Source organism: Pseudonocardia wallangbongensis (assembly GCF_054486945.1).
Genome location: NZ_JBRERS010000009.1, coordinates 36,576 through 57,287 on the forward strand (window position 1 = coordinate 36,576; position 20,712 = coordinate 57,287).

The window sequence follows — 20,712 nt, forward strand, 5'->3', positions numbered from 1 at the left end:
GAATCGTGGCATGTCGGACGGCCTCCGAGCAGCGCACATGACGATCTTGGCCCCAAGATCCAACGGATGGTTGCCGTTCGCTCACCGGTAGTGATCGGAATCGGCCGGCAGGCCGTGCGCGCTGCACCGATGGCGGGCATTGCGCGTCGATGCGTGCATGCGATCCGTGTTCGCCCGATCATCGGCCGCGCCGCGGGCGAGGGAGCCCGCGGTCCGGAGGCGGCGATCTTCGGGCAGCCCGACTTCTCCGCCCTGACGTTCGCCCTGAACGGTTCGGAGATCCGGTACGGGGCGTTCCTGACCGTCGTCATCAACTTCCTGCTGCTGGCGGCCGTGCTGTTCGGGATGGTCAAGCCGCTCGAGCGGCTCGGGCCGGGCAACTTCAAGGCGCAGGGCAGCCGGGAGTGCCCGCACTGCAAGGAGTTCGTGCGATCGACGCGACGAAGTGCAAGTACTGCACGGCCGACATCGACCCGGTGGTCACCGACGACGACGAGGCCCCGCTGGTGGCCACGGAGAAGCGCGTGGCCGAGTAGCTCACCCGTTCGGACCTCCGCGGGGTGCGACGTGGGACGATGGAGACACCCCGTAGGAGAAGGAACAGAGTGAGTTTCGCCGATCAGACGTTCACGCCGCCGGAGCTCATCCGGAACTTTTGCATCATCGCGCACATCGACCACGGCAAGTCGACACTGGCCGACCGGATGCTGCAGCTCACCGGCGTGGTCGAGGAACGCCTGATGCGCGCCCAGTACCTGGACCGGATGGACATCGAGCGCGAGCGCGGCATCACGATCAAGGCCCAGAACGTGCGGCTGCCCTGGCGGGTCGACGGCAAGGACCACGTCCTGCACCTGATCGACACCCCGGGCCACGTCGACTTCACCTACGAGGTGTCGCGCGCGCTCGAGGCGTGCGAGGGCGCGGTCCTGCTCGTCGACGCGGCGCAGGGGATCGAGGCGCAGACGCTCGCCAACCTCTACCTGGCGCTGGAGAAGGACCTCACGATCATCCCGGTCCTCAACAAGATCGACCTGCCGGCGGCCGACCCGGACCGCTACGCCGCGGAGATCGCCCACATCATCGGGTGCGAGCCGTGGGACGTCCTGCGGGTGAGCGCGAAGACCGGCGACGGTGTGGTGGAGCTGCTCGACCAGGTCGTCGACGTGGTCCCGGCGCCGCAGGGCGACGCCGACGCGCCCGCCCGCGCGATGATCTTCGATTCGGTGTACGACACCTACCGCGGCGTGGTCACCTACATCCGCGTGGTGGACGGGAAGATCACCCCGCGCGAGCGGATCAAGATGATGTCCACGGGCGCGGTGCACGAGCTGCTCGAGGTGGGCATCGTCTCGCCGGATCCGAAGGCGTCGGCCGGCCTGGGCGTCGGCGAGGTCGGCTACCTGATCACCGGCGTCAAGGACGTGCGGCAGTCGAAGGTCGGTGACACCGTCACCAGCCAGCGCCATGGCGCCACCCAACCGCTCACCGGCTACCGCGAGCCGCGCCCCATGGTCTACTCCGGGCTCTACCCGGTGGACGGCTCCGACTACCCGGAGCTGCGCGACGCGCTCGACAAGCTGCAGCTCAACGACGCCGCGCTCACCTACGAGCCGGAGACGTCGGCGGCGCTCGGGTTCGGCTTCCGCTGCGGCTTCCTCGGCCTCCTGCACCTGGAGATCACCCGCGACCGGCTGGAGCGCGAGGCCGGGCTGGACCTGATCTCCACCGCGCCCAACGTCGTCTACCGGGTGATCCTCGACGACGCCACGGAGATGGTGGTCACCAACCCGTCGGACTGGCCCACGGGCAAGGTCGCCGAGGTGTACGAGCCGATCGTCAAGACCACGATCCTGGCGCCGTCGGAGTACATCGGCGCGATCATGGAGCTGTGCCAGAGCCGACGCGGCCAGCTCGGGGGCATGGACTACCTGTCCGAGAGCCGCGTGGAGCTGCGCTACACCATGCCGCTCGCAGAGATCATCTTCGACTTCTTCGACGCGCTGAAGTCCCGCACCCGCGGCTACGCCTCGCTCGACTACGAGGAGGCGGGCGAGCAGGAGTCCGACCTGGTCAAGGTGGACATCCTGTTGCAGGGCGAGCCGGTCGACGCGTTCTCGGCCATCCGGCACAAGGACCAGGCCTACTCCTACGGCACCACGATGGCCTCGAAGCTGCGCGAGCTGATTCCCCGCCAGCAGTTCGAGGTGCCGATCCAGGCGGCGATCGGCTCCCGCATCATCGCGCGCGAGAACATCCGCGCGATGCGCAAGGACGTGCTCGCGAAGTGCTACGGCGGTGACATCACCCGGAAGCGCAAGCTCCTCGAGAAGCAGAAGGAGGGCAAGAAGCGGATGAAGACCATCGGTCGGGTCGAGGTCCCGCAGGAGGCCTTCGTCGCGGCGCTGTCCACCGAGTCCACGGCGGACAAGGCGAAGAAGTAGTGCGCCGCATCATGATGCGTGAGTCTACGCATCATGATGCTACCCTCGGTGCGTGAGGACGACGGTCAACCTCGACGACGATGTGGCGGCAGCCGTGGAGCGGCTCCGGAAGGAACGCGGCCTCGGCGTCAGCTCCGCCCTCAACGAGCTGGCCCGGCGAGGGCTGGCCCAGGGTGGGATCCCGAGGCCGCGCTTCTCCCAGCAGACCTCCGCGGGTGGGGCCCGGATCGACCTGACCGACATCGCCGACGCACTCGAGCTGCTGGACGGGCCGTCCTCGCGGTGATCGTCGACGCGAACATCCTGCTCTACGCCGAGGATCGGTCGAGCCCGCACCACGATCCGGCGATGGAATGGCTCACGGAGGCGCTCAACGGTCCGGTCCGCATCGGCCTGCCGTGGCCGTCGTTGCTCGCCTTCGTCCGGATCCGGACCAACCCCCGGGCGTTCGAACGGCCGCTGCCACCGGACGAAGCCTGGTCCCGGGTCACCGCATGGCTCGCCGCTCCGGCTGCGTGGGTGCCCAGTCCGACCGATCGGCATGCGGACGTGCTCGGAGGGATGATCGTCGAGCACCATCTCGGAGCCTCGATGATCCCCGACGCGCACCTCGCCGCTCTGGCGATCGAGCACGGTGTCGGCGTCTGCTCCGCCGACACCGACTTCGCCCGCTTCACCGGCCTCAAGTGGATCAACCCGATCGCCGGCTGACGCTGGGGCCGGCGCCTACCAGGAGACCGGCCGGGCCGTGGGTGACGAGGAGTGTTGGACGGCTTGCGCCCTTGACTCACGAGGCTGGGTGCTCAGCTCGATCACCGCGGCGTCGGCGCCGAGTTCCAGCAGGCGCACGGCGAGCGAGCCCTGGTCCGAGGTGAACCGCACGGAGCCGGAGGGGCCCACCACACCGAGCCCGTCTCCGGTGGGCCGGTGCACCCAGAACGCCACCGCGAACGGCCCGATCGACGACACCGAGAGCCCGATCGGGCCGGCCCGGCCGTCGAGGGGGATGTTCACCGGGCCGGTCACCCGCAGCGTGCAGTTCCCGTCGAGGCACGCGCCGACATCGCTGCCCGGTGGCTGGGCCAGGGCGGTGGCGGGCGGGCCGAGGACGCCCAGCGCGAGCGCGGTGAGCAGGGCGGTTGCGGCGGTCGAGCGGCGCACACCTCGACGCTAGATCAGCTTCGGCGCGGCGGCTGCCCGGATGACCCGGTCGGGGGGCACGATGGGGTGCATGGTCGACGGTCTCCTGCCCTACGCCCCGGCGGTGACCGGCGCTGTACTGCTCGTGGTGCTGCTCATCGGCGTCGTGGCGGGCCGGGCGAAGAGCAGGTGGACGGCCCTCGCGTCCGGCGTCGTGGTCATCGCCGCCGTCGGGGTGGTGCTCACGGCGGTCGGCGGTGGCCCGCCGACCGACGATCCCGCGGCCGAGCTCACCGCGCTCTACACGATCACCCTGCCGCTCCTGATCGCCTACGTCGCGGGATGGCTGGTCGTCCACGGCGGCTGGCTGCGCCGCTTCCTCGTCATCGCCATCGGCGCCCTGCTGCTCGTGGCGTTCCCGTACGCCGCGGCCGGGCAGGCCACCGCCGACGCGTTCCTCCGGGGCGGCTGACGCGCCGCTCACAACTCCGGTGCCGCGCCCGTCCCGCGCGGTTACCGTGATCAGCGTGCTGACCGCACCGAACTCACCGATCGTGCTGGCACCGAACACAACCGCGCCCCGCGCCGCGGCGGGTGTCGCTCGATGACGGGCGTCGTGGTGTCCGTCAACGTCGCCGTGGTGCGCAACGACATCGACACGCGGGCCCCGGACGGCAGGACCGGCATCGACAAGCGGGCCGTCGACGGCCCGGTGCTGTTGAGTCCCGCGGGCGTGCAGGGCGACACCATCTGCCACACCAAGCACCACGGTGGCCCGGACCAGGCCGTCTACGCCTACGCGGCGGAGGACCTCGCCTTCTGGGCGGCCGGGCTCGGCCAGGAGCTCCGGCCCGGCGGTGTGGGCGAGAACCTCACCGTGTCCGGCGTCGACTGCACGGGCGCGGTGCTCGGCGAGCGCTGGCGGGTGGGTGCGGCCGTGTTGCAGGTGCGCAGCACCCGCATCCCGTGCCGGGTGTTCGCCTCCTTCCGCGGCGTGCCCGATCTCGTGAAGCGGTTCATCGCGGCCGGGCGGCCGGGGGCGTACCTGGCCGTGGAGCGGCCGGGGTCGGTGTGTGCCGGCGACACGGTGGACCTGCTCGACCGGCCGGGCCACGGGGTGACCACGGCCGACCTGCTGGCGGCTTCCACCGTGTCGCGGGATCGGGTGCCCGAGGTGGCCGTGGCCCGGCAGTACATGGGGGTCCGGGACCAGGCCTGGCTGGATCGGGCGCTTCAGCTGTTGGGGACGTAGTTCGGGGGGATTCGGGGGCTGTCGGGGGGCGGGTTCAGGCGGGCTGGCTCGCCAGCGCCTCGAGGAGCTGGGCGAGCTGGGCGCGTTCGGGGGTGTGGGCGGGGCCGAGGGCCTCGACCGCATGGCGCTCCACCCGGCCGCAGACTCTCTCGACGACCGCGCGGCCTCCACCCGCGAGGTGGACGAGCACCCGCCTGCGGTCGACGGGGTCGGTACGCCGGTAGGCCAGCTGCGCGGCGACCAGGCGGTCGACCACGCGAGTGGCGGTGGGGGCCGGCAAGGCGGTGTGCGTGGCGATCTCGCCCATGCTCCGCCCGCCGCCGCGGGCGAGCATCAGCAGCACCCGCCATCCGTCGCGGCTGACGCCCTCGGCCGATGTGACCGGCGAGAGCGAGGCGGCGACGGCGCGGTCCAATCGGTCGAGGAGCTCGACCAGACCTGTCACCCGCGGCGCCGGGGTGGGGGTGCTCCCCGGCGCCATTCGACTTGGTGGCTCAGACACGGTCACACACTGTACGTCCTGAGAGGGCCGATCGGGGTTCTCAGGATCAAGAACCCCTAGACGAACGGCCGATTCAGCGCGACAAACGGCTTCATCGGGTGAATACGATCTTCCCGGACGTATCTCCGTCGAGCATCGCGCGGAACCCTTCGGGGGCCCGATCCATCGGGAGTTCGAGCCCGATCTCGGGGGAAATCCCCGCGTTCTCGACGAATCGCAGCAGGTCGACGAGCTCCTGACGGGTCCCCATGGTCGAACCGAGGACGCGCAGCTGGAGGAAGAACAGCCGCTGGAGGTCGGCTCCGGGGTTGGGTCCACTGGTCGAACCGGAGACGACTATCACGCCGCCCGGCTTGAGCGCGCGCATCGAGTGCGACCACGTGGCGTCACCGACGGTCTCGAAGACCGCGTCGACCCGTTCCGGCAGCCGCTCACCCGAGGGGAACGTGGCGTGCGCGCCGAGCCGCTCGGCGACGGCCCGCTTCTCGTCCGTGCGACCGGTCACCCAGACCCGCATCCCGGCGGCCCGGCCCAGCTGGACCAGCGCGGTGGAGACCCCGCCGGAGGCGCCCTGCACGAGCATCGTCTGGCCCGGCTTGAGCCCCGACTTGGTGAAGAGCATCCGGTAGGCGGTGAGCCACGCGGTGCCCATCACCGACGCCTGGGCGGCCGTGAGCCCAGCCGGCTTCGGGACGGCGTTGCGGGCGGGCACCACGACCGTCTCGGTGAACGTCCCCTGGTGCTTCTCGGTGAGCAGCGTGCGCCGGGGGTCGAGGGTCTCGTCGCCGTCCCACGCCGGGTCGCCGATCACCGAGTGCAGGACGACCTCCGTGCCGTCCTCGAGGGTGCCGGACCCGTCGCAGCCGAGGATCATCGGGAACTGGTCCGGCTTGATCCCGACGCCGCGCAGCGTCCACAGGTCGTGCATGTTGAGGCTCGCGGCGGTGACGGTCACGGCGACCCAGCCGTCGGGCACCTCCGGGGCAGGCCGCTCGCCCACCGTGAGCGAGTCGAGTGGAGCGTCGGCGTTGGGCTCTGCGGCGTAGACGGCGAACATGCCGCGAATCTAGTCAGGATCGGCCGGCGCTACTGTGTGGGACGTGGTCAGGGCGGTGGCGGACTGGTGGGATGCGGTCGAGCTGTGGCTCACGCAACTGCCGTTCGGGTTCCAGGTCCTGCTCGCCACGATCGTGCTGGTGCCGCTGTGCTGGGGCACGGCGGTGCTCTGCGACCGCGTCGTGGACGTCGCGGTCGCGCGGATCGCGGCCCGCCGGACCACCCGGCACGACTGAGGCGAACCCCCACCCCGCCGTGGGCAACGTGATGATCATCTCTTACTCTCAGTGAGCCCTCAGCCCGTAGCTTGCTCTCAGCGTCGCTTCAGCACTCACCCCCCAGGGTGTGCGACAGGTTCGGGGTGAACGCCCCGTAGTTGGAAGCGACCGGAAAGGGCTCATGAGGACGTTGCAGGACGACACCGTCCCCATCCGAACCAGCACCTCGCGGGTGCGCTCGGGCGTCCTGAGCGGCTGGCGGACCCCTCAGCACCGGGACGGGCTCGCGCTCGTGCTCAGCTCCGCCCTGACGTCGGGGTTGGGGCTGCTGTTCTGGATCCTGGCTGCCCGCCTGTACGACTCGGCGACGGTCGGGGTGAACAGCACCGTTCTGTCCGCGATGACGCTCCTGGGCACGGCGGCGCAGCTCAACCTCGGCAACGCGCTGCTGCGCTTCGTGCCGGTGGCGGGCCGGAACACCCGCGCGCTCGTGGTGGGCTGCTACGCCGCGGCCGTCGCGGCGGCGACCCTGGCCGGTGCCGTGTTCGCCCTCGGCGCCTCGTGGTGGGCACCGGAGCTGCACGCCGTGTTCGGCGGGTCCGAACTGGTGGCGTTCTTCACGCTCTCCACCCCGGTGTGGGCGATGTTCGTGATGCAGGACTACCTCCTGCCCGCGATCAAGAAGGCCACCCTCGTGCCGGTGGAGAACCTCGTGTTCTCCGTCCTGAAGATCGTGTTCCTCGGTGGGGCGGCCGCGCTCGGGATGTGGAGCGGGCTCGCGGTCTCGTGGGTCGCGGCCACCGCCGTGATCGTCCTGATCGTCACGGTCTACCTGGCGCGGGTGCTCCCGCGTGCGGGTGATCAGGACGCGGGCCCGGCGCCGGCCGCGGTCACCGTGCGGGACGTCGCGTCGTTCGTCCGCGCCGACTACGCCGGCACGGTGTTCCTGCTGGCCGCGGTGTTCGGGCTGCCGCTGGCCGTGCTGGCCCGCCTCGGTCCGGAGGCGGCCGCGGTGTACGGCATCGCCTGGCAGATCGCGTACGCGCTCTACCTGGTCGTCAACGGTATGGGCCAGTCGTTGGTGGCCCACGTCGCCGCCGACCCCGCCAAGCTGGAGTCGGCCCGCCGCAGCATGATCCACAAGGCGTTGGCGCTCCTCGTGCCCGCCGTGCTCGTCATCTCCGCGGCGGCACACCCGTTGCTGTCGCTGTTCGGCCCCGCCTACGCCGCCGAGGGCAGCGTGCTGCTGGTGCTGCTGGTGCTGTCGGCGATCCCGAACGTCGTCACCTGGTCGACGGTCTGGGCCGCCCGCGTGCGCCGTGACGGTCGCGTCCTGTTCGGGCTGCCGGCGGCGATCACGACGGCGGTCATCGCCGGGAGCTGGATCCTCATGCCGGTGCTGGGCGTGGTCGGCACGGGGGTGGCGTGGCTCGGCGCGCAGAGCGTCGCGGCGGCCGGTGTGCTCCTGGTACGCGCGGCCAAGCGTTAGGCGGCCGAGCTCGCCGCTGCGGCGAGCACGGAGAGGGTCTCCGAGCAGCCGCCGTCGACCCGCACGGTGGCGAGCTCGTCGCCCCGGGTCGCCCCGCGGTTGACGATCACCACCGGGACGCCGGCCTTGTGGGCGTGCCGGACGAACCGCAGACCCGACATCACCGTCAACGACGAGCCCGCGACGAGCAGCGCCGCGGCGGCGTCGACCATGGCGTAGGCGCGGGCCACCCGCTCGCGCGGCACGTTCTCGCCGAAGAACACGACGTCCGGCTTGAGCACACCCCCGCAGCCGGTGCAGCGGGCCGGCCGGAACCCGTCGACGGCGGCGAGCTCGGCGTCGCCGTCCGGGGCGGTCTCGACGGCGTTGCCCGCCGCCTCGACGAAACCCGGGTTCAGCGCCGCGAGCCGTTCCTGCAGCGCTTCGCGGGTGCCGCGCCTGCGGCAGCCCACGCAGACGACGTCGGCGATCCGGCCGTGCAGGTCGATCACGGCGCGGTTCCCGGCCGCCGCGTGGAGCCCGTCGACGTTCTGCGTGATCAGCCCGTGCAGCGCGCCGCACCGCTCGAGCGCAGCCAGCGCCAGGTGGCCGTCGTTCGGCGAGGCGTGTGCCATGCGGGCCCAGCCGACGTGGCTGCGGGCCCAGTACCGCCGCTGCGCGTCGTCCCCGGAGAGGAACTCCTGGTAGGTCATCGGGGTGCGGCGCGGCGAGCCCGGCCCGCGGTAGTCGGGGATACCGGAGTCGGTGGACAGGCCGGCTCCGGTGAGCGCCACGATCCGGCGGTCGGCGAGCACGCCGAGCGCACGGTCGAGCGCGGGCGCATCCAGCACCCCACCAGGTTAACCGGGTCGCACCGGGTGTCGCGTTCGTGCAATCCCGCGGGGATGCGGCCGGGCAGGCTCGGGGCATGCACACCGACTTCATGCGCCAGAGCATCGACCTGGCCGTCGCGACGATCCGCGACACCGACCTCACCCGCTACGACGCCCCGTCGCCGTGCGCGGAGTACGCCGTGCGGGAGGTCGTGAACCACCTGGCGTTCGGGTTCCTGCTGGCCCGCCTCTCGGGCGCTCGGGAGCCGTGGGACTCCTCGTGGACCGGTGCGGAACGCACCCCGTACCTCGTCGGGCTGCCGGAGGACAAGTGGGCGCAGGCGTGCGCGGACGAGGCGGACGCCGCGGCCCGGGCGTGGGCCGACCCGGCCGCGTGGGAGGGCCAGTCCAGCATGGGCGGCGCGCCGATGCCGGCGGCCGCGATCGGCTCGATGATGACCGCCGAGTTCGCCGTGCACGCATGGGACCTCGCCGTCGCCACCGGCCGCACCGTCGACGTCCCCGAGGAGCTCGGGGCGGTGGTGCTCGAGGGCGTGCTCGCGATGGCCCCGTCCGGACGGGAGGGCGGCTGGTTCGGCGCCGAGGTCACGGTGCCGGCCGGCGCCCCGGCGTTCGAGCGGGCCCTCGCGGAGTCCGGCCGGGAGCCGCGTTGGACGCCGTGACGCGGCAGGCTGTCCCTCGTGCGTAACACGGAAGGTTGACCCGCTCGCACACCAACTCCGGTGCCGGCACATGAACTGCAGTTGGTGTGCCAGCGCGGAAGTTGGTGTGTGACGCGCGGGCCGCGCTCCTAGCGCTGCGTGGCCCAGGCGGGCTTGCGCTTCTCGGCGAAGGCCCGCATGCCTTCCTGGCCCTCCTCCCCGGCGAAGAACCGGGCGGACAGCTCCTGCATCTCGGCGAACCGGGCGTCCAGCGCGGCCGGGCGCTCGGCGCGCAGCATCTCCTTCGTGGCGGCCAGCGACCCCGGGGCACCGAGGCACAGCATCTCGACGTACCGGGCGACCTCCGCGTCGAGGTCGCCCGCCGGGACGGAGCTGTTCACCAGCCCGATCCGCACGGCCCGCGGCCCGTCGAACGTCTCGCCGGTGAGGAACAGCTCGTGCGCGGCGCGGGGCAGGAGCCGGGGCAGCACGGTGACCGAGATGACCGCGGGCACCACGCCGATCCGCACCTCGCTGAACGCGAACGTGGCGTCGTCGGATGCCACCGCGATGTCGCAGGCCGCCACCAGGCCGACCCCGCCCGCGCGCGCCGGGCCGGCGACGCGCGCCACCACCGGCGTCGGCGACGTCCAGATCCGCTGGAGGATCGCCGGGATCTCGTTGACGCCCTGGTCCCCGGCTCCTGTGCCGCGCGACTCCTTGAGGTCCATCCCCGAGCAGAACACCCGCCCGGTGTGGCTCAGCACGATCACGCGCACCCCGGCGTCGTCGATCGCCGACTGCAGGTGGGTGAGCAGCTCCCGGCGCAGCTGCGCGGACAGCGCGTTGCGGTTGGCGGGGGAGTCGAGCGTGATCGTGGCGACGCCCGCCGCGACGTCGAGGTGCACCAGCTCCGTCATGCGGGGACGGTATCCCGCTCGGTGTCCTGCTCGCTGTCACCGTCGGTGTAGGCGCTGGCCTGGAGCGTGAAGAGCTCGTGGTAGCCGCCGTGGCGGGCCATCAGCTGCTCGTGGGTGCCGTGCTCGACGAGCCGGCCGCGCTCCAGCACCAGGATCTGGTGGGCGTGCTTGACGTTCGCCAGCCGGTGCGTGACGAGCACGGTGATGCGGTCGCCGCCCGTGCCGGAGAGCCCCCGCAACGCGCGGAACACGGCGTGCTCGGCGCGGGCGTCGAGCGCGGCGGTGGGCTCGTCGGCGATCACGACTGACGCGTCGCGGTAGAGCCCACGGGCCACCGAGAGCCGCTGCCACTGGCCGCCCGACAGGTCGCGCCCGCCCTGGAACTGCCGCGACAGCACCGTGGCCCACCCGGCGGGGAGCTCGGCGACCACGGCGTCGGTGCCGGACCGGGTCGCGGCGTCGGCGAGCCGCGCACCGCCCGGGTCGGGGCGGTCGAGCCGCCCGATGCGGACGTTGTTCTCCGCGTGCATCGGCCAGCGCAGCGGGTCCTGGAACACCACGGCGACGCGCTCGTGCAGCTCGCTCTGGTCGACGGTGGCGATGTCGACGCCGTCCCACGCGACGGTGCCGGACTCGGCGAGGTAGAGACCCGTGATGAGCTTGGCGAGCGTCGACTTGCCCGACCCGTTCTCCCCGACGAGCGCGATCACCTCGCCGCGCCGCAGCGTGCAGCTGACGTCGTCGACGGCCGGTTGCTCCTGTCCCGGGTACCGGAACGAGACGTGGTCGAGGGTGATCTCGGCCGGCTCGCCGCGCAGCCGTCCGGTGGCTCGGGCGCGGCTCCGCTGCGTGACGTCGGCGAGGCAGGACCGGTACAGGTCGAGGTAGAAGCTCGCCTCGTACAGGCGGTTGATCTCGTAGATCGTGTTGACGACGGACTGCCCCGCCGTGCGCATGGCGAGCGCGGCGGCGCCCGCGAGCGCCAGCGGCATGCCGCCGGCGTAGAGCAGCAGGGCGAGCACGCCGTAGGCCAGCCCGGTGCCGACGCCGGAGACGGTGCGGCCGATCAGGTGGACGACGGTGCGGTCGCGTTCCAGGCGGACGGCCTCGGCGGTGATCCGGTCGCCGATGCGCCGGTGCTCGCCCAGCAGCACCGCCTGCGTGGTGAAGGCCCGCACCTCCGCGGCCGGGTCGCGCCGCGTGATCAGCGCGCTGGTGACGCCGATGCGGCGGCGCGCGGAGTTGACCCGCACGACGAAGTCGAACATCAGCCGGGCCGAGCGCACGGTGGCCCAGCCGCGCGGCATGGCGGCGAGCAGGACCACGGGGGCGAGCACCGGGTGCAGGACGCCCGCGGTGACGACGGCCGCCGACACCGACACCAGCGCGGCGATCAGGTCGCCGGTGTCCTGGACGCAGCTCCGGACCCGCGGCGGCCCGTCCTGCGTGGCCCGTTCGACGAGCTCGGTGAAGTCGGCGTCGTCGAACGCGGCGAGATCGACGCTGATCACCGCGGAGTGCAGCTCGTTCTGGGCCCGCTGCTCGACCCGCGGCACGAGCGCCCCCTGCACCGCCGCGACGGACGCCTCGAGCAGCCCGCGCGCCGCCCCGGCCGCGATGACCAGGGAGATGGCTGGCAGCGCCGCCACCAGCCGCTCCGGCGTGGGGCCCTGCGCGAGCAGGTGGGTGAAGACGTCGGCGGTGGCGAGCAGGCCGAACGCGGTGGCGGCGCCGGCGGCGAGCTGCACGACCGCCGCGAGGAGCGTGAGCCGGGGGGACGCGTGCCACGCCCACCGGACGGCGAGGGCCGCCGTGCCCGGCGCCTTCGCGGCCACCGCGCGTAGCCCCGCGTTCGCCGTGGCCGCGTAGCCCTCGGCCCACCGCGGGGTCTCCATGTCCTCGACACCGATCAGTGGCTCGCCCACCCGGCCCCACCCCCGGCGGTCCATGGTGCCGGGCGCGTCCGACATTCCGGGCCGAATCAGCCGAACCGCTCCCGCAGGTAGGTCCCGGTGGCGTCGTCGGCGGGGAAGAAGCTCTCGATGGCGATCTCGTCGAGCGTGACGTCGAGCGGGGCGCCGAGCACGGCCACCGTGCTGAACAGCGTGAGGTCCTGGTCGGGGTGGCGCAGCCGCAGCGGCAGCACGATCCGGTCGCGCGGCTGGGCGTTCGGGTCGAGCCCGGCGTCCCGGCAGTACCGGGTGAGCTCGTCGAGCAGGGCACGCAGCCCGGTGGTGGCCGCGCGCTCGGCCTGCCGGCGCAGCCGGGACACCAGGTGCGCCGCGTACTCGGCGAGGTCGACGACGTGCGGGGCGAGGCCGCGCGGATGGAGGCTCACACGCAGCACGTTCACCGGCGGTGCGAGCAGCGCGGGGTCGACGAGGTCGGTGAGGAGCGCGACGGCGCGGTTGGCGCCGACCATGTTCCAGGACCCGTCGACCAGCACGGCCGGGTACGGCGAGTGGCCCTCCAGGATCCGGTTGAGCGAGCGCTGCACCTCGTTCATCTCGGCGTCGTCGAGCGAGTGCTCGCTGTACGCGGGGACGAACCCGGCGGCCATCATCAGCTCGTTCCTCCCGCGCAGGGGCATGTCCAGCTCCTCGGCGAGCAGCAGCACCATGTCCCGGCTCGGGCGGGACCGGCCGGTCTCGAGGAAGCTCAGGTGCCGCGCCGACACGTCGGCCTGGATCCCGAGGTCGAGCTGGGTGAGCCGGCGGCGCCGGCGCCAGTCGCGCAGCATGGAGCCGAACGAGGTGGCGGTGACGGTCGCGGCGGTCATGGCGACGACGCTAGCGGCCCGCCGTGCGCCCACTCGATGACGTCGGGGGTAATGGACCGGCGTCGCCCCGCCCGGCAGGGTGGCGGCATGACCGACGAGCTCACCGCGCAGCTGCACGCCGCCATGCCGTTCACCGCCGTGCTCGGTGCGGCGGCGCTGAAGGTGGGCCCGGACGAGGTCGTCCTGCGACTGGACTGGGAGGCCACCCGCTGCACGTCCGGCGGTCTGCTCCACGGTGGGGCCCTGATGGCGCTCGCCGACGCCGCGGGCGGGTGGTGCGCGTTCCTCAACCTGCCCGACGGGGCCTCCGGCACCGCCACCGTGACCTCGGCGACGAACTTCCTCCGCCCCGTGACGAGCGGTTTCGTCGAGGCGACGGCCCGGCCGCTCAACATCGGGCGGACGGTGATCGTGGCCGACACGGAGCTGCGCGACGCAGGCGGCCGCCTCACCGCGCGCGTGACCCAGACCCAAGCGGTGCTGCGGGCGTAGCCCCGGCGCGGGAAGGATGCCGTTCGTCGCGCGAACGGATGGCGAGGCCGGTTCGAGCCCGCGGTGCGGGCCGCGGCGGTGGTAGGCATCCGCCGTGGGAACGATGCGCGTGATCACCCAGCTGACGACCGGCGGACCGGAGGTGCTCGAGCTCGGCGAGGCGGAGATCCCGCAGCCGCTGCCCACCGAGATCCGGGTGCGGGTCGGCGCGGCCGGCGTGAACCCCGTGGACTGGAAGACCCGTGCCGGCGCCGGGATGGCCGCGGTGCTCGGGCCACCGCCGTTCACGGTCGGTTGGGACGTCGCGGGCATCGTCGACGCGGTCGGGGCCGGCGTCACGCGGTTCGTCGTGGGGGACGCGGTGCTCGGAATGCCGTGGTTCCCGCGGCAGGCCGGCGCCTACGCCGAGTTCGTGACGGGCCCGTCGCGGCACTTCGCCCACCGCCCCGCCGGGCTCTCCGAGGTGGAGGCGGCCGGCCTGCCGCTCGCCGGGCTCACCGCGTGGCAGTGCCTGGTGGACATCGCGGCCGTGCAGCCGGGGCAGCGGGTGCTGGTGCACGCCGCGGCCGGCGGCGTCGGGCACCTCGCCGTCCAGATCGCCAAGGCGCGGGGCGCGCACGTGATCGGCACGGCGTCGGGCGCCAAGCACAACCTGCTGCACGACCTCGGCATCGACGAGGCGATCGACTACCGCGCGGAGGCGTTCGAGAAGGCCGTCGACCACGTCGACCTCGTGCTGGACCTCATCGGCGGCGACGTCGCCACCCGCTCGCTCGACATCCTGCACCCGGAGGGCCGCCTCATCTGCCTGCCGTCGGCCGCGGCGGCGGACGCCCTCGCCGCGGCGGCGGAGCGCGGCCTGCGCGCCACCGCGATGCTCGTCGAGCCGGACGGCAACGAGCTCGAGGAGCTCGCCCGCCTCGTCGACGACCGGCGGCTGCGCGTGCTCGTCACCGAGACGTTCCCGCTCGAGCGGGCCTCGCACGCCCACCGCGCCGGGGAGCTGGGGCACACCAGCGGCAAGCTGGTGCTCACGGTCTAGATAAGCGGGCGGATGCGACCCGTCGACCGCGTGAGCCCGCGCCGTCACCGGAGGCGGTGCGGTTGGACATGATCACGGCTTCGGTGCGGGGGCGGCCAGCTGGAGGATGTTGCCGGATCGAGGCGATGGGATCACGCCGCGGTCACCGTGGGGGCGGGCGCTGGGCGTGGTCGACGGGTGTGGTCACAGGACCTGCGGGTCGGGGCTGCGGAGGGCCGTCGTCTCCGTGAACCCGCCGGTGGGTTCGGCCGCCTGGGGTGTCGCCGCGGTTCGTCCCCGGTGGGCGCGCCCGGTCACCTCGGGACGGCCTGTTGTGCACGCCCGCCCCGGTGGTCGCAGCCGGCTCCCGGGTTACGCCGGGTCCCGCACCTCGGGGTGGTGGCCGGCTCGGGTGCACCACCGACCCCCGGGGTCGCGCGGGTGGCCGTCCCCGACATGGGGGCACGCCGGCCTGTGGACGAGACCGGCACCGCCGGGTGCCCACGCCACTGTCCTGTGGTCCCGAATCGCCGCACCGACCGGCCGTCCAGAGCTGAGTGCAGTCCCAGGCCTCGCGTTCGAGCGGTCCGGGCCGCAGTAGCTCGATGCCGAGCCGGTGGATGAGTCGGGTCCGGTTCCGCGGAACGCACCGGAAATCTCGCCGAGGCCGTGGAGGGTGTGAGGAGGGGACCACCGGATGGTCCGCGCGCACCCGGCAGCGACGGGCTTGTCGCGAACCGGCGTGCCGGACAGACGGGGACGGCCGCCGACGCAGCCCCGGGATCCGGTGGTGCTCCCAACCCGGCCATCCACCCGAGGCGACGGAGTCGACGAACCGGAGCGAACGCGCGCGAGGCCGGCGCCGGAGGCGGGGCATGCGGCGGCCGGCCGGGTACGGCGCGCCCACCGCAGCAGCGGGATCCCCCGGCGAATGCTCACAAAACCGCGCAGCGGTGCGACCCGTGATCGATGCGAGCAGCACCCGGCTGCGGCCGCGTCCACGCTGAGGTACTTCTCGCGGCCCATGATCGGCCCAAGCGGCACACTGGCGCGGTGGTCGCGACCGTGACGTACGGCTCGCCGCGGCCGGCCCGGCCGGCGACCGCCCGGGGCCGCCACCGGAGGCTCGTGGACCCGGGGGCGATCGGCGCGCCGGCGAACCGAGGGTGTGGTCGCCTCTCCCGTTGCACCGGCACTCGGAGGTGGCCTCAGCGAACGTCATGATCAGCAGGATCGGGACATGAACCGCATGGGCGCAGCTCATGTCCCGATCGCGCCGATCATGGCGCGCGGACGATCGATCCTGGGTCCCGGCGGCGGTGACCAAGGGCAGATGGTCGTGATCGAAGATGGCGGCCGTGGGTGCGCCCAGCTGCTGATCGAGCCCCGGCCCGACGACCATGATCAGCCGACCGGGAGCCGGGCCCGTAGTACCGCGCCCGGTGGGCCGCCCGCCACCGCGAGCGAGCCGCCGTGGTGCACGGCGATGTCGCGGGCGATGGCCAGGCCCAGCCCGGAGCCGCCGGCGTCCCGCGCCCTGGCCTCGTCGAGGCGGGCGAAGCGGTCGAACACCGCCTCGTGCCGGTCCGCGGGGATGCCCGGGCCGTCGTCCTCGACCTCCAGCACGGCGTCGCCGTCGCGCTCCCGCAGGCGCACGGTCACGACGCCGGCGGCGTGCCGCACCGCGTTGTCGACGAGGTTCGCCACCAGCCGGCGCAGGTGCTCCGCCGCGCCGCGCACGACGATCCCGGCGTCGATCCGCAGGTCGACCCGGACGTCGGTGCGCGGCCGCGCGAGGGTGGCCTCCTCCGCGGCGACCTGTCCCAGGTCGACCTCGACGTGCTCGGGCGGCTCGCCCGCGTCGAGCCGGGCGAGCAGCAGGAGGTCCGTGGTGAGGTGTTGGATCCGCTCGACGTCGGCGAGGGCCTCGGCCGCGAGCGGTTGGGGAGGGGCGATCTCCAGGCGGGTGCGGAGCACGGCGAGCGGGCTGCGCAGCTCGTGCGCCGCGTCGGCGACGAACCGGCGGTGCCGCCCGACGGCCAGTTCGAGCCGGTCGAGGGTGCGGTTCGTGGTCTCGGCGAGGAGCCGGACCTCGTCGCGGGTCTGCGGTACCGGGACGCGCCGGTGCAGGTCGGTGGCCGTGATGTCGGCGAGCTCGCGGCGGATCGCCGAGACCGGGGCGAGGGCGCGCCCGACCGCGAGCCAGGTGAGCGCGGCGACGAGCAGGAGCAGGGCGGGGATGCCGGGCAGCAGCACCGAGCGCAGGGTCTCGAGCGCGTCGGCCGCCGGGTTCAGCGACGCCCTGGCCTGCACGAGCATCGCCCCGTCCGCGGTCACCACGGGCCGGCTCGCCACGGCGAAGCGCTCGGTCTGGCCGAAGGCCGGCGCGGCGGGGGCGGGGGCTCCCGGTTGCGCGGGCCGCACGACGACGTCGGGTGCGACCATCAGCCGGGGCCCCGCGGCCGGCTCCCGCTGTACCGGGACGGTGAGCAGTTCGGCGGTCAGGGAGGCCCGGCGCTCGGCCTCCGCGGCCGCGCTGTCGGCGAGGCTCCCGGACAGCACACCGGCGAGCACCGCGGACGCGACGCCGAGCGCGACGGCGACGGCGGCGGTGGCCGCGAGCGTCGTCCGCAGCCGCACCGATGTCCGCGAGCGCGCCCTCACGACGCGGCCTCGAGCCGGTATCCGGCGCCCCGCACCGTGACGAGCGACGTTCGCCCGAACGGCGCGTCGATCTTGCGCCGCAGCGCGCTGACGTAGACCTCGACGATGTTCGGGTCGCCGTCGTATGCGAAGTCCCACGCCTGCGCGAGCAGCTCCCGCTTGGACACGACCTCGCCGGCCCGCCGGGCCAGCCCGTGCAGCACGGCGAACTCCTTCGGCGTCAGCGCGATGTCCACCGCACCGCGCCGGCAGCGCAGGCCGGCCGGGTCGAGCGTGAGGTCCCCGACGGCGATCTGCACGGGCCGGGCAGGCCCGCCGCGCCGCACGAGGGCGCGCAACCGGGCCAGCAGCACCACGTAGGAGAACGGCTTCGACAGGTAGTCGTCCGCTCCGGTGTCGAGCGCCTCGGCCTCGTCGTGCACCCCGTCCTTCGCGGTGAGCATGAGGATCGGCGTCCAGTTCCGCGCCGTCCGCAGCTCGCGGCAGACGGCGTAGCCGGACAGCCGCGGCAGCATCACGTCGAGGACGATCACGTCGTAGGCGTTCTCGGTGGCGAGCCACAGCCCGTCCCTGCCGTCGTGGGCGACGTCCACCGCGAAACCCTCGTTGGCCAGGCCACCCGCGAGCACGTCGGTCAGCCGTTGCTCATCGTCCACCAGCAACATCCGCACGGTGGGCAGTCTCGCGCGTCCGGCTGAGGTGAACCTGAAGACGCGTTCGGGCACGTTCAGGCCCGGTTCAGCCCGTTGCGACGAGTCTTCGGCGCGTCCCACAAGATCGAGTGGAAAGGCGAACGATGCGCAAGCGCAGCATCGCGTTGGCCGTGCTGGTGGCAGCGGGCCTGTCGGTCGCGACGGCCGGTGCGGCCTCGGCGGGCGAACCGGACGACGAGCGCGGTCCCCTGATCGTGACCTGCGAGAACGGTGAGATCGTGACGCGCGAGCCCACCGAGGAGGAACGCGAGCGGATGCGGACGCTGCCGGCCCGGCCCGCACATCCGCGCGTGGAGGAGGGGAGGAGCCACCGGGCGGAGCCGGAGCGGGGGGACACCCGCGTCCTGCCGGACGGGGGAGCGGTCCGGGTCGTTCCGGCGGAGCCGGGAGCGCCGCCGCCGGTGATGTGCGACGCCGACGGCCCGCGGGCGCCGCGCCTCGAGCGGGTCGAACCGGCGGTGCCCGCACTGCCGCGCTGAGGGCCGGGGGTGGCGGTCGGGGGGCCGCCACCCCTCCTCATCCCGTGACGTCGGGAATGGTCAGCCCCTGCCGGATCGCGAAGACGACCAGCTGAGCGCGGTCACGGGCGGCGAGCTTGACCATCGACCGGCTCACGTGGGTGCGCACGGTGTCCGGGCTCAGCACGAGCTCGCGGGCGATCTCGTCGTTCGACAGGCCGGTGGCCACCCAGGCGACCATCTCGCGTTCCCGCGTGGTCAGGGAGTCCCACGCGGCGCGCGGCGGCGTCGGGCCGGCGAGGTGCCGCCCGAACATCCCGACCACCCGGCGCGTCACCGACGGCGAGAGCAACGCCTGGCCGGCGGCCACGACGCGGATCGCGCGGACCAGCTCGGCGGGCACGTTGCTCTTCAGCAGGAACCCGCTCGCCCCGGCCTGGAGCGCCTCGGCGACGTAGCGGTCGATCTCGAACGTCGTCACGACGATCACCCGGGTGCCCGACAGCAGCGGGTCGGCCGCGACGGCACGCAGCACGCCGATCCCGTCCAGGCCGGGCATCTTCAGGTCGAGCAGGAGCACGTCGGGGCGGGCCGAGCGCACCACGTCGAGCGCGCCCGCACCGTCGTCCGCCTCGGCGACGAGCTCGAGATCGTCCTCGCGGTCGACGAGGACCCGAAGGCCCATCCGCACGAGCTCGTCGTCGTCGGCGAGCGCGACCCTGATCACTGTGTTCATCGGCCTCCGCTTCGCTCCGGCGGGCTTGCGGGCCCCGGTGACGCCGTCTTGCTCCTCCGGTGCTCGGTCGCTCGTTCCTCGCTCCCTGCGCGCCTCCCCCGCAAGACGGCGTCGGCCCGCAAGCTGCTCACCGTGCGCCTTCCGCGAAGCGCGATGCGGGGCCACTCGCCGTCACGGGGAACGTGGCTGACACCTCGTAGCCGCCGACGGGCCGCTCCCGGGCGGTGAACGTGCCGTGGAGCTCCTCGACCCGCTGCCGCAGGCCGCCGAGTCCCCGCCCGGGCGCCGCGTCGCCGCCCGTTCCCCGGTCGCGGACGGCGATCGACACCTCGCGCACCCCGTAGTCGACGTCCACCTCCGCCGCGGTCGGACCGGCGTGGCGCAGCACGTTGGTGAGCGCCTCCTGCACCAGCCGGTAGACCGTGGCCGACTCCCGCTCGCCCAGCGTCCCCGGGTCGCCGGTGACGCTCAGGGCGACCGGAAGCCCGCCGGCCCGCACACGCTCGACGAGGTCCGGCACGTCCCGGGCGGTGGCCGCCCCCGCGTGCAGCGTGTCGAGGGTGGCCTGCAGTTCCTGCAGCGCGTGCTGGCTCGCCGACCGGATCGCTTCGAGGGAGAGCCTGGCCTGCGCGGGTTGCTCGTCGAACACCGTGAGCGCGACGCCGGCCTGCATCGCCACCACGGCGAAGCCGTGTCCCGCGATGTCGTGCACCTCGCGCGCGACCCGCAGCCGTTCCTCGTCGGCGCCACGGGTCAGCAGTGCCGTGCGCTCCCGGGTCACGGCGTCGGCCCGGGCCCGGGTCAGCGCACCGGCCAGGGCGGGCACCACGACGAACACGCCCGGCCACGCCAGCAGCAGCGTCACCGTCACCGCGTGCGGCTCCGTGTCGAGGCGCGTCCACAGCGCCGCGGCCAGCGCCCCACCGGCCACGACGCAGACGGGCGCGGCGACGCGGGCGAGGCGGTGGCGGGTGAGGGCGAAGCTGGAGAGCACGACGAAGCCGAGGATCGGCCCGTAGGGCTGACCCGCCAGGACGTAGCCGACGACGGTGGCGACGACGGCGACCGCGGACGCGGCGGGCGCGACCCGGTGCCAGCTCCACGCCGCCGCGGCCACCAGGATCGCCGCGACCCCCCACGCGTCGAACACCGCCTGCGGCTGGAGACGGCCGACGAGCGCGGTGCCGGCCAGCACCACGACGGCCAGCACCGCGGCCGCGACGGCGACGCGTCCGCTCGGCAACGCGCCGCGCCCGGCCCGGGGGATCACGACCGCCGAGGCTAGCGGCCCGCCGCGGGCCCCGGACCTCGCCCGACCCGACCTACGCGGATCTGCGTAGCGCCGGTGCCGCTC

The 20,712-nt window shown here is 73.5% G+C and carries 23 protein-coding genes and 1 pseudogene; 13 read left to right on the top strand and 11 right to left on the bottom strand.

Translation table 11 applies throughout. The features are described from left to right. Window positions 1-129 precede the first annotated feature (129 nt). The 5 genes and pseudogenes from ACU436_RS28400 to ACU436_RS28420 form a co-directional block, all read left to right on the top strand. A pseudogene (locus ACU436_RS28400) lies at window positions 130-351 on the top strand (MscL family protein); the annotation flags it as partial. Window positions 352-404: 53 nt separating this feature from the next. Further along, complete coding sequence (locus tag ACU436_RS28405) at window positions 405-536, top strand: hypothetical protein (protein WP_459030365.1); 132 nt, start codon at window positions 405-407, stop codon at window positions 534-536. 69 nt (window positions 537-605) lie between these two features. Further along, on the top strand, window positions 606-2,444 hold the full coding sequence (gene lepA / locus ACU436_RS28410) for a translation elongation factor 4 (RefSeq protein ID WP_459030036.1): 1,839 nt from the start codon (window positions 606-608) through the stop codon (window positions 2,442-2,444). 52 nt (window positions 2,445-2,496) lie between these two features. Then, window positions 2,497-2,730, top strand: coding sequence for a ribbon-helix-helix protein, CopG family (locus ACU436_RS28415; RefSeq protein ID WP_459030037.1), 234 nt, complete (start codon window positions 2,497-2,499; stop codon window positions 2,728-2,730). After that, window positions 2,727-3,155: a TA system VapC family ribonuclease toxin gene (locus ACU436_RS28420; protein ID WP_459030038.1), complete on the top strand. Its 429-nt coding sequence runs from the start codon at window positions 2,727-2,729 to the stop codon at window positions 3,153-3,155. The genes ACU436_RS28415 and ACU436_RS28420 overlap by 4 nt, the downstream gene beginning before the upstream one ends. A gap of 15 nt (window positions 3,156-3,170) precedes the next feature. Here the strand turns inward: ACU436_RS28420 and ACU436_RS28425 are convergent, their stop codons facing one another. Next, complete coding sequence (locus tag ACU436_RS28425; protein ID WP_459030039.1) at window positions 3,171-3,605, bottom strand: hypothetical protein; 435 nt, start codon at window positions 3,603-3,605, stop codon at window positions 3,171-3,173. A gap of 70 nt (window positions 3,606-3,675) precedes the next feature. On the opposite strand from ACU436_RS28425, the gene ACU436_RS28430 reads away from it, so the two are divergent. Both ACU436_RS28430 and ACU436_RS28435 read left to right on the top strand, forming a co-directional pair. Beyond that, window positions 3,676-4,056: a hypothetical protein gene (locus ACU436_RS28430; RefSeq protein ID WP_459030040.1), complete on the top strand. Its 381-nt coding sequence runs from the start codon at window positions 3,676-3,678 to the stop codon at window positions 4,054-4,056. 132 nt (window positions 4,057-4,188) lie between these two features. Next, the gene (locus ACU436_RS28435) at window positions 4,189-4,836 is read left to right on the top strand and encodes an MOSC domain-containing protein (RefSeq protein WP_459030041.1); all 648 of its coding nucleotides are present in this window, start codon (window positions 4,189-4,191) and stop codon (window positions 4,834-4,836) included. Window positions 4,837-4,870: 34 nt separating this feature from the next. Here ACU436_RS28435 and ACU436_RS28440 read toward each other — a convergent pair whose 3' ends face one another. Together ACU436_RS28440 and ACU436_RS28445 are read right to left on the bottom strand one after the other, a co-directional pair. Further along, entirely contained in the window at window positions 4,871-5,281 is a 411-nt protein-coding gene (locus ACU436_RS28440; protein WP_459030042.1) for a MarR family winged helix-turn-helix transcriptional regulator, read from the bottom strand. A 148-nt stretch (window positions 5,282-5,429) separates the two neighbouring features. Continuing rightward, window positions 5,430-6,395, bottom strand: coding sequence for a zinc-binding dehydrogenase (locus ACU436_RS28445; protein WP_459030043.1), 966 nt, complete (start codon window positions 6,393-6,395; stop codon window positions 5,430-5,432). 43 nt (window positions 6,396-6,438) lie between these two features. Here ACU436_RS28445 and ACU436_RS28450 point away from each other — a divergent pair, with 43 nt between their 5' ends. Continuing rightward, entirely contained in the window at window positions 6,439-6,630 is a 192-nt protein-coding gene (locus ACU436_RS28450; protein ID WP_459030044.1) for a hypothetical protein, read from the top strand. 163 nt (window positions 6,631-6,793) lie between these two features. Further along, window positions 6,794-8,101 (top strand): lipopolysaccharide biosynthesis protein, encoded by a 1,308-nt coding sequence (locus ACU436_RS28455; protein ID WP_459030045.1) that lies wholly within the window; start codon window positions 6,794-6,796, stop codon window positions 8,099-8,101. Here ACU436_RS28455 and ACU436_RS28460 read toward each other — a convergent pair. Next, window positions 8,098-8,931, bottom strand: coding sequence for an NAD-dependent protein deacetylase (locus ACU436_RS28460; protein ID WP_459030046.1), 834 nt, complete (start codon window positions 8,929-8,931; stop codon window positions 8,098-8,100). The two genes, ACU436_RS28455 and ACU436_RS28460, sit on opposite strands and share 4 nt — an antisense overlap. Before the next feature lie 77 nt (window positions 8,932-9,008). Between ACU436_RS28460 and ACU436_RS28465 the strand changes: the two genes are divergently transcribed. Further along, window positions 9,009-9,596 (top strand): TIGR03086 family metal-binding protein, encoded by a 588-nt coding sequence (locus ACU436_RS28465; RefSeq protein WP_459030047.1) that lies wholly within the window; start codon window positions 9,009-9,011, stop codon window positions 9,594-9,596. Window positions 9,597-9,724: 128 nt separating this feature from the next. On the opposite strand, the gene ACU436_RS28470 is transcribed toward ACU436_RS28465, so the two are convergent. The 3 genes from ACU436_RS28470 to ACU436_RS28480 are packed head-to-tail and all read right to left on the bottom strand — an operon-like array spanning window position 9,725 to window position 13,274. Beyond that, window positions 9,725-10,495 (bottom strand): enoyl-CoA hydratase-related protein, encoded by a 771-nt coding sequence (locus ACU436_RS28470; protein WP_459030048.1) that lies wholly within the window; start codon window positions 10,493-10,495, stop codon window positions 9,725-9,727. Continuing rightward, window positions 10,492-12,420, bottom strand: a complete 1,929-nt coding sequence (locus ACU436_RS28475) for an ABC transporter ATP-binding protein (protein ID WP_459030049.1) — start codon at window positions 12,418-12,420, stop codon at window positions 10,492-10,494. The genes ACU436_RS28470 and ACU436_RS28475 overlap by 4 nt, the downstream gene beginning before the upstream one ends. Before the next feature lie 56 nt (window positions 12,421-12,476). After that, a complete protein-coding gene (locus tag ACU436_RS28480; RefSeq protein WP_459030050.1) occupies window positions 12,477-13,274 on the bottom strand; it encodes a helix-turn-helix domain-containing protein in 798 nt (265 codons plus the stop codon). An 87-nt stretch (window positions 13,275-13,361) separates the two neighbouring features. Between ACU436_RS28480 and ACU436_RS28485 the strand changes: the two genes are divergently transcribed. Together ACU436_RS28485 and ACU436_RS28490 are read left to right on the top strand one after the other, a co-directional pair. Continuing rightward, the gene (locus ACU436_RS28485; protein ID WP_459030051.1) at window positions 13,362-13,766 is read left to right on the top strand and encodes a PaaI family thioesterase; all 405 of its coding nucleotides are present in this window, start codon (window positions 13,362-13,364) and stop codon (window positions 13,764-13,766) included. 103 nt (window positions 13,767-13,869) lie between these two features. Further along, window positions 13,870-14,808, top strand: coding sequence for an NADP-dependent oxidoreductase (locus tag ACU436_RS28490; RefSeq protein ID WP_459030351.1), 939 nt, complete (start codon window positions 13,870-13,872; stop codon window positions 14,806-14,808). Between the two features lie 1,383 nt (window positions 14,809-16,191). Here ACU436_RS28490 and ACU436_RS28495 read toward each other — a convergent pair. After that, entirely contained in the window at window positions 16,192-17,451 is a 1,260-nt protein-coding gene (locus tag ACU436_RS28495; RefSeq protein WP_459030052.1) for a sensor histidine kinase, read from the bottom strand. Next, the gene (locus ACU436_RS28500) at window positions 17,448-18,122 is read right to left on the bottom strand and encodes a response regulator transcription factor (protein WP_459030053.1); all 675 of its coding nucleotides are present in this window, start codon (window positions 18,120-18,122) and stop codon (window positions 17,448-17,450) included. Before ACU436_RS28500 ends, ACU436_RS28495 begins: the two co-directional genes overlap by 4 nt. Before the next feature lie 125 nt (window positions 18,123-18,247). Between ACU436_RS28500 and ACU436_RS28505 the strand changes: the two genes are divergently transcribed. Then, window positions 18,248-18,643 (top strand): hypothetical protein, encoded by a 396-nt coding sequence (locus tag ACU436_RS28505; protein ID WP_459030054.1) that lies wholly within the window; start codon window positions 18,248-18,250, stop codon window positions 18,641-18,643. 37 nt (window positions 18,644-18,680) lie between these two features. On the opposite strand, the gene ACU436_RS28510 is transcribed toward ACU436_RS28505, so the two are convergent. Beyond that, complete coding sequence (locus ACU436_RS28510; RefSeq protein ID WP_459030352.1) at window positions 18,681-19,349, bottom strand: response regulator; 669 nt, start codon at window positions 19,347-19,349, stop codon at window positions 18,681-18,683. Window positions 19,350-19,485: 136 nt separating this feature from the next. Further along, window positions 19,486-20,628 (bottom strand): sensor histidine kinase, encoded by a 1,143-nt coding sequence (locus ACU436_RS28515; protein ID WP_459030055.1) that lies wholly within the window; start codon window positions 20,626-20,628, stop codon window positions 19,486-19,488. Window positions 20,629-20,712 lie beyond the last annotated feature (84 nt).